At 34.7% G+C, this 6,093-nt stretch carries 4 protein-coding genes and 22 tRNA genes; 3 read left to right on the forward strand and 23 right to left on the reverse strand.

Features of this window, described 5'->3' with window-relative positions:
* Window positions 1-168: 168 nt before the first annotated feature.
* From OCL94_RS06305 to OCL94_RS06315, 3 genes are read left to right on the forward strand one after another with little or no spacing between them, the layout of a single operon-like run.
* The gene (locus OCL94_RS06305; RefSeq protein ID WP_411268488.1) at window positions 169-933 is read left to right on the forward strand and encodes a rolling circle replication-associated protein; all 765 of its coding nucleotides are present in this window, start codon (window positions 169-171) and stop codon (window positions 931-933) included.
* A gap of 14 nt (window positions 934-947) precedes the next feature.
* Window positions 948-2,075 carry a tyrosine-type recombinase/integrase gene (locus OCL94_RS06310; protein WP_262995689.1) on the forward strand — a complete coding sequence of 376 codons (1,128 nt, stop codon included), beginning with the start codon at window positions 948-950 and terminating at the stop codon, window positions 2,073-2,075.
* 30 nt (window positions 2,076-2,105) lie between these two features.
* Window positions 2,106-2,891 carry a class I SAM-dependent methyltransferase gene (locus tag OCL94_RS06315; RefSeq protein ID WP_262995691.1) on the forward strand — a complete coding sequence of 262 codons (786 nt, stop codon included), beginning with the start codon at window positions 2,106-2,108 and terminating at the stop codon, window positions 2,889-2,891.
* 67 nt (window positions 2,892-2,958) lie between these two features.
* Here OCL94_RS06315 and OCL94_RS06320 read toward each other — a convergent pair whose 3' ends face one another.
* The 23 genes from OCL94_RS06320 to OCL94_RS06430 all read right to left on the reverse strand — a co-directional run bounded on the left by OCL94_RS06320 (window position 2,959) and on the right by OCL94_RS06430 (window position 6,083).
* Window positions 2,959-3,468 (reverse strand): GrpB family protein, encoded by a 510-nt coding sequence (locus tag OCL94_RS06320; protein ID WP_262995693.1) that lies wholly within the window; start codon window positions 3,466-3,468, stop codon window positions 2,959-2,961.
* A gap of 135 nt (window positions 3,469-3,603) precedes the next feature.
* A tRNA-Leu gene (locus OCL94_RS06325) sits at window positions 3,604-3,685 on the reverse strand.
* Window positions 3,686-4,117: 432 nt separating this feature from the next.
* Window positions 4,118-4,191 (reverse strand) — tRNA-Cys (locus tag OCL94_RS06330).
* Window positions 4,192-4,196: 5 nt separating this feature from the next.
* Window positions 4,197-4,268, reverse strand: a tRNA-Gln gene (locus OCL94_RS06335).
* 14 nt (window positions 4,269-4,282) lie between these two features.
* Window positions 4,283-4,355 (reverse strand) — tRNA-His (locus OCL94_RS06340).
* 2 nt (window positions 4,356-4,357) lie between these two features.
* Window positions 4,358-4,431 (reverse strand) — tRNA-Trp (locus tag OCL94_RS06345).
* Window positions 4,432-4,451: 20 nt separating this feature from the next.
* A tRNA-Tyr gene (locus tag OCL94_RS06350) sits at window positions 4,452-4,535 on the reverse strand.
* Between the two features lie 6 nt (window positions 4,536-4,541).
* Window positions 4,542-4,614, reverse strand: a tRNA-Thr gene (locus OCL94_RS06355).
* 16 nt (window positions 4,615-4,630) lie between these two features.
* Window positions 4,631-4,703, reverse strand: a tRNA-Phe gene (locus tag OCL94_RS06360).
* Between the two features lie 7 nt (window positions 4,704-4,710).
* Window positions 4,711-4,786, reverse strand: a tRNA-Asp gene (locus OCL94_RS06365).
* A gap of 8 nt (window positions 4,787-4,794) precedes the next feature.
* Window positions 4,795-4,868 (reverse strand) — tRNA-Met (locus OCL94_RS06370).
* A gap of 52 nt (window positions 4,869-4,920) precedes the next feature.
* Window positions 4,921-5,013 (reverse strand) — tRNA-Ser (locus tag OCL94_RS06375).
* 16 nt (window positions 5,014-5,029) lie between these two features.
* A tRNA-Ile gene (locus tag OCL94_RS06380) sits at window positions 5,030-5,103 on the reverse strand.
* Between the two features lie 37 nt (window positions 5,104-5,140).
* A tRNA-Met gene (locus OCL94_RS06385) sits at window positions 5,141-5,214 on the reverse strand.
* A gap of 20 nt (window positions 5,215-5,234) precedes the next feature.
* A tRNA-Ala gene (locus tag OCL94_RS06390) sits at window positions 5,235-5,310 on the reverse strand.
* A 22-nt stretch (window positions 5,311-5,332) separates the two neighbouring features.
* A tRNA-Pro gene (locus OCL94_RS06395) sits at window positions 5,333-5,406 on the reverse strand.
* 21 nt (window positions 5,407-5,427) lie between these two features.
* Window positions 5,428-5,504: transfer RNA gene (locus tag OCL94_RS06400), tRNA-Arg, on the reverse strand.
* Window positions 5,505-5,507: 3 nt separating this feature from the next.
* Window positions 5,508-5,596: transfer RNA gene (locus OCL94_RS06405), tRNA-Leu, on the reverse strand.
* 42 nt (window positions 5,597-5,638) lie between these two features.
* Window positions 5,639-5,713: transfer RNA gene (locus OCL94_RS06410), tRNA-Gly, on the reverse strand.
* 4 nt (window positions 5,714-5,717) lie between these two features.
* A tRNA-Leu gene (locus tag OCL94_RS06415) sits at window positions 5,718-5,801 on the reverse strand.
* 33 nt (window positions 5,802-5,834) lie between these two features.
* Window positions 5,835-5,910, reverse strand: a tRNA-Lys gene (locus OCL94_RS06420).
* A 6-nt stretch (window positions 5,911-5,916) separates the two neighbouring features.
* Window positions 5,917-5,992 (reverse strand) — tRNA-Thr (locus OCL94_RS06425).
* 15 nt (window positions 5,993-6,007) lie between these two features.
* Window positions 6,008-6,083: transfer RNA gene (locus tag OCL94_RS06430), tRNA-Val, on the reverse strand.
* Window positions 6,084-6,093: the final 10 nt, after the last annotated feature.

Consider the following 6,093-nt stretch of genomic DNA (forward strand, 5'->3'; position numbering starts at 1 on the left):
CTGACTTAATAGGTTTAAAACGATTCCGAAACTTGTTTCGGAAAGTGGAACGGTCGAGGCGGAGCCGTTTTTTAAACCTATTTAGACAGTCACGATTGAGCGTTAGCGAAATCGCTAGTTTATTTATTATATAAGCAAACGTTTCTAGAAAATTGGAGGATTATTTTGATGGGATATAATCTCAAAATAATTCGAACTAGTTCATATGTAGAAGTATGGGAATATGAACATGAAATTGCATCAGATTACAGTTTGCCTCAAAAAGAGGCCGAAAAAAAGATTGATACTATCAGCTTTGAAGAAAGTACCGAAGAAGAGCAATTAAATAGATTAAAAGGAATGGCAAAAACAAGACAAAATGCTAAATGGACTTTACTAAGATTGATTGATACTAATTTTGACGACAAGACTAGTTTTCTAACATTAACCACTAAGGAAAATATTACAAATAGAAATGAGTTTAATAAACTTTTTGATAAATTTATAACACGTTTAAATTACAATGTTTTTGGACTAAAAAAAAGAATTATTAAGTATATTGCTGTACTTGAAAGGCAAAATCGAGGTTCATGGCATGCTCATATATTATTATTTGATTTTCCATATGTACCTCATCACAAATTACTTAAAATATGGAAACACGGAGCAGTTCGGATTAATAAAGTAGATGTAGATTCTATAGACAATAGAGGTAGATATGTTGTCAAATATTTTGAAAAAGGCATTGGACAAGAATTGTTAGATAGTATGGGGAAAAAATCATTTTATGCTTCTAGAACTATTAAAAAACTAGATGTAACCAAAACAAAAAGTGATGCAGACAATATTTTCAATGATCAAGAAGTAATTATTGAGAATGAATTCAATGCTAAATACTATAAAGATGGAGAATTTAAAGACAACAAAGTTATTTATAAAAAATACAAAATATAAGTAAGGAGGTTAAAATGGCGACTGCAAGAAAGCGAGGAAAAGTTTGGCAAGCTGAAATATCACTTAAAAATTCTGATGGTAAATTTATAAAAAAACGTAAATCTGGATTTAGAACTAAAACAGAAGCTATGCAATATGCCCAAGAACAAGAAAGACTAGTTAAGCAAGGATATTTCCAAAACAATGACTATTTAATAGCAGATTATTTCAAAGAATGGATGGATCTATATAAAAAGCCTATAGTAAGCCATAGAACATATACAAAATACGAAACAAGTTATAACTCTATTAAAGAATATTTTAAAGATATATGGCTAACAGAAATGACAAAAAAGAAATATCAATCTATTATGAACGATTATGCCAAAACACATGCACGTCCAACTGTATCAAAATTTAATAATCATATAAGACAAGCTATAAAAAATGCTGTCGAAGAAAAAATAATATTATTTGATTTTACTCAGAATATTGTAATATCAGGGACTCAAAATATTAAAAAGGCAGAAGATAAGTTTTTATCATATGATGACACTCAAAAAGTTATTGCATACTTTAAGCAAAGATTAGATCCAAAAATACCTAGCTATTACATGATAATTTTAGCTTTTGCTACAGGTTTAAGATATTCAGAATTACTAGGACTTACATGGCAAGATATAGATTTTCAAAATAATATTTTGTATGTAAGACGTTCATACGATTATCATAATCATACTGGAATGAAAAAAACAAAGAGTTATTCTTCAGAAAGAAAAGTGCCATTAAATGATGATATCTGTAATATATTATATGTTTACAAGAAAGAACAGTTAACCTTATTCGAAAAATTTAATATAGATAACCCTCTTAATCAAATTTTTTATCACTACGTTCATGGAATTATTTCTAACAACGCAGTGAATAAATCTTTAAAAAGAGCATTAAAATCATTAAATATAACACCTATTATAACTATGCACGGTGCTAGACATACTTGGGGTTCTCTTATGTTATTCAAAGGTATAGATTTAATTACAATATCCAAACTTCTCGGTCATAAGGATACAACAATTACACAAAAAATTTACTTGCATCAGATAAAGGAAATGGAAAAAGAAAACTATGATAAAATTAATGAAATAGTAAAATTATTACTATGAATTTGAATCTTTAGTAAGGAGATGATTTACTTGAATCACGATTATTCAAAAAAAGTTGGATTATTCGATGGGACTGCTGAATATTATAAATATAGATTTCCTTATCCAGATGATATTTATACATTAATAGAAAAAAAATTAGAATACAAAACTAATATTAAAGCACTCGATTTAGGATGTGGTGATGGTAAAATAGGCATTAAGTTAAGTAATTTTTGTCATAAAGTACTATTAGTGGATCCTGATATAAATATGCTAAAATTAGCTCGAGAAAATTCAAAAGATATTGATAATATAACATTAATTAAAGCATCATCTAATAATTTAGATTCAAATATGAAAGATTTCGATTTAATTACTATGGGAATGTCTTTTCATTGGATGAATAGAAAAGAAGTTTTAGATAAGTTTGATGAAATATTAAATAAAAATGGATATATTTGTATTATTAATAACAAAATAATATCAGAAGATGAATATGAACAAATATTAAATGTTACTTTAAAAAAATATCTAGGTGAAAAAAGAAGAGCTGGAAATGGTTTTTATACACATCCGAAGAAAGATCATAAAGAAGTACTATCAGAATCGGTTTTTAATAATTATGAAGTATATAAATTCACAAATAAGTATTATAGAACTTTCGAAGAATGTCTAGGTTATTTATACTCAACCTCATATGGTTCAAGAAAATTATTTGGAAAATCTATTAATCAATTTGAGAATGAACTTAAAAATTCCTTAATTAAAGTTAGTAAAAACTTGAAATTTTCATTTATAGTTGAAACTGAAATAATAATTGCCTCTAGAAAATAAAAGATATTAAAAAGCTTCTAAACGTATATTAGAAGCTTTTAATATTGGCTGTTAGCTATATTAGATTTTACTTAATATCATTATTTAAAACTTTTATTATAAAATCTGTTTTTTCTTCAGTATATTTAAACTTGTCATCGGGAAATTGTGTAGCTAATTTTATTTTTAAATCATTATATAAATTCAATATATGCTCATTTCGTTTTAAAATTTTATTGAAATCAAGTTGATCTTTTAAATATTTATTTCCTTTTTCATATACATGTATTTGATATTTCCGAGGATTCCCATCACTAAAATAGTATCTTTCTGGTAGAATATTACCACCTTTATTATCAAATCCAATTCTTTCTAGACCATTAATTATTTTGTTTATATTTTCAAAGCTATCTATTTCTATTGCAATATCAATTATAGGCTTAGCTGACAATCCCTTTACCGATGTACTTCCAATATGGTATATGTTAATATCATCACCTAATTGTTCTAAAATCTTAGCTTTAATACTCTCATAGTACACTTCCCATTCATTATCCCATTCTGATAAAAATACTTTTCCTGCTGGTAATCCTATCATTAAATTCTCCTCCTTATAAAAAATAGATTGTAATAGAATACCATAAGAAAAAACTACTGACAAACATTATTGGCACAATTTCGGCACATAAAAAAATAAAAGCCTCTAAACACAAGATTTAGAGGCTTTTTTCGATACCACCGGTCGGGGTCGAACCGACACTCCCTGAGGAACCGGATTTTGAGTCCGGCGCGTCTGCCAATTCCGCCACGGTGGCTTAGTAAAATTATTTGTCTTGCTAGTATAATACTTTATTTGATTGTCGTCAAGCAAACAAATCATTTCTCAAACTGTGTTCACAAACACTATATTAACTGTTATAATGAACCTGTAATAAAGTCTCGTCAACTTTATTACCACCAAATTTCATTTCGTTTAATTACTTTTAACTACAGATACCTTTCTGTAGTTCTTTTTTTATTTAAACACGTTTAATCACGAAAAAAATAAGCTTGCACCATGCAGCTTAACAAAAATGGAGCGGAAGATAGGACTTACACCTATATCTCAAATCAGGAAGATTTGTATTCTAAAAGTTGAAATACTCCCGCAAAATAATATGGAGCGGAAGGTAGGACTTACACCTACATCTCGAACCAGGAAGGTCCGTATTCTAAGAGTTGAAATACTCCCGCATATATAAAATTAATGGAGGCGCCAACCGGATTTGAACCGGTGATAAAGGTTTTGCAGACCTCTGCCTTACCACTTGGCTATGGCGCCTAAAGCTGGGCTAGCTGGATTCGAACCAACGAGTGACGGAGTCAAAGTCCGTTGCCTTACCGCTTGGCTATAGCCCAATAATAAAATTAAGGGCGACTGATGGGAATCGAACCCACGAGTGTCGGAACCACAATCCGATGCGTTAACCACTTCGCCACAATCGCCATGGCAGGGGCAGTAGGAATCGAACCCACATCAAAGGTTTTGGAGACCTCTATTCTACCGTTAAACTATGCCCCTAAAAATAAACAAATAAAAAATGGTGGAGGGGGGCAGATTCGAACTGCCGAACCCGAAGGAGCGGATTTACAGTCCGCCGCGTTTAGCCACTTCGCTACCCCTCCAAAAGGTGCCGGAAAAAGGACTTGAACCCTCAACCTACTGATTACAAGTCAGTTGCTCTACCAGTTGAGCTATTCCGGCATAATAATAAAAAAGATGGCTCAGGACGGAATCGAACCGCCGACACATGGATTTTCAATCCATTGCTCTACCGACTGAGCTACTGAGCCATACAAATGGCGGTCCCGACGGGAATCGAACCCGCGATCTCCTGCGTGACAGGCAGGCATGTTAACCGCTACACCACGGGACCACTAATAATTGCGGGAGGCGGATTTGAACCACCGACCTTCGGGTTATGAGCCCGACGAGCTACCAGACTGCTCCATCCCGCGATAATAATAAATAATTGAAAATCTTATTCTATTTGCTGAAGTAAAATAATAATGGCGGAGGAAGAGGGATTCGAACCCCCGCGAGCCGTTAAGCCCCTGTCGGTTTTCAAGACCGATCCCTTCAGCCGGACTTGGGTATTCCTCCATAATAATAATTAAAGTGGACCTTGCAGGACTCGAACCTGCGACCCAACGGTTATGAGCCGTTTGCTCTAACCAACTGAGCTAAAGGTCCTAAATCCTAAAAGTTCACATTAAGTTTTTTAAAATAGTGGCGGCAGAGGGGATCGAACCCCCGACCTCACGGGTATGAACCGTACGCTCTAGCCAGCTGAGCTACGCCGCCGAAATAATATAAAGTTAATATGGTGGAGACTAGCGGGATCGAACCGCTGACCTCCTGCGTGCAAAGCAGGCGCTCTCCCAGCTGAGCTAAGCCCCCATATATAACCTGTTAAAGCAAATCGGGAAGACAGGATTCGAACCTGCGACCCCTTGGTCCCAAACCAAGTGCTCTACCAAGCTGAGCTACTTCCCGTAGCTAGTATTTTAAAAATAATGGCGCGCCCGAGAGGAGTCGAACCCCTAACCTTTTGATCCGTAGTCAAACGCTCTATCCAATTGAGCTACGGGCGCTAATGGTGCCGAGGACCGGAATCGAACCGGTACGGTAATCACTTACCGCAGGATTTTAAGTCCTGTGCGTCTGCCAGTTCCGCCACCCCGGCTTATTAAGTAATAATAAGCAAGTATATTACTGATAGAATTAATGGAGCGAAAGACGGGATTCGAACCCGCGACCCCAACCTTGGCAAGGTTGTATTCTACCACTGAACTACTTTCGCAATATGGTGCGGGTGAAGGGAGTCGAACCCCCACGCCAAAGGCGCTAGATCCTAAGTCTAGTGCGTCTGCCAGTTCCGCCACACCCGCATATTAGCAAGTTATTATTAATTTTAAAAATAATGGTGAGCCATAGAGGATTCGAACCTCTGACCCTTTGATTAAAAGTCAAATGCTCTACCAACTGAGCTAATGGCTCAAGAAATGGTGCCGGAAAAAGGACTTGAACCCTCAACCTACTGATTACAAGTCAGTTGCTCTACCAGTTGAGCTATTCCGGCATAATAATAAATAAATGGTGGAGGATGACGGGCTCGAACCGCCGACCCTCTGCTTGTAAGGCAGATGCTCTCCCAGCTGAGCTAATCCTCCTGGGTATATC

The organism is Macrococcus capreoli (genome assembly GCF_025628935.1).
Taxonomy (GTDB): domain Bacteria; phylum Bacillota; class Bacilli; order Staphylococcales; family Staphylococcaceae; genus Macrococcoides; species Macrococcoides capreoli.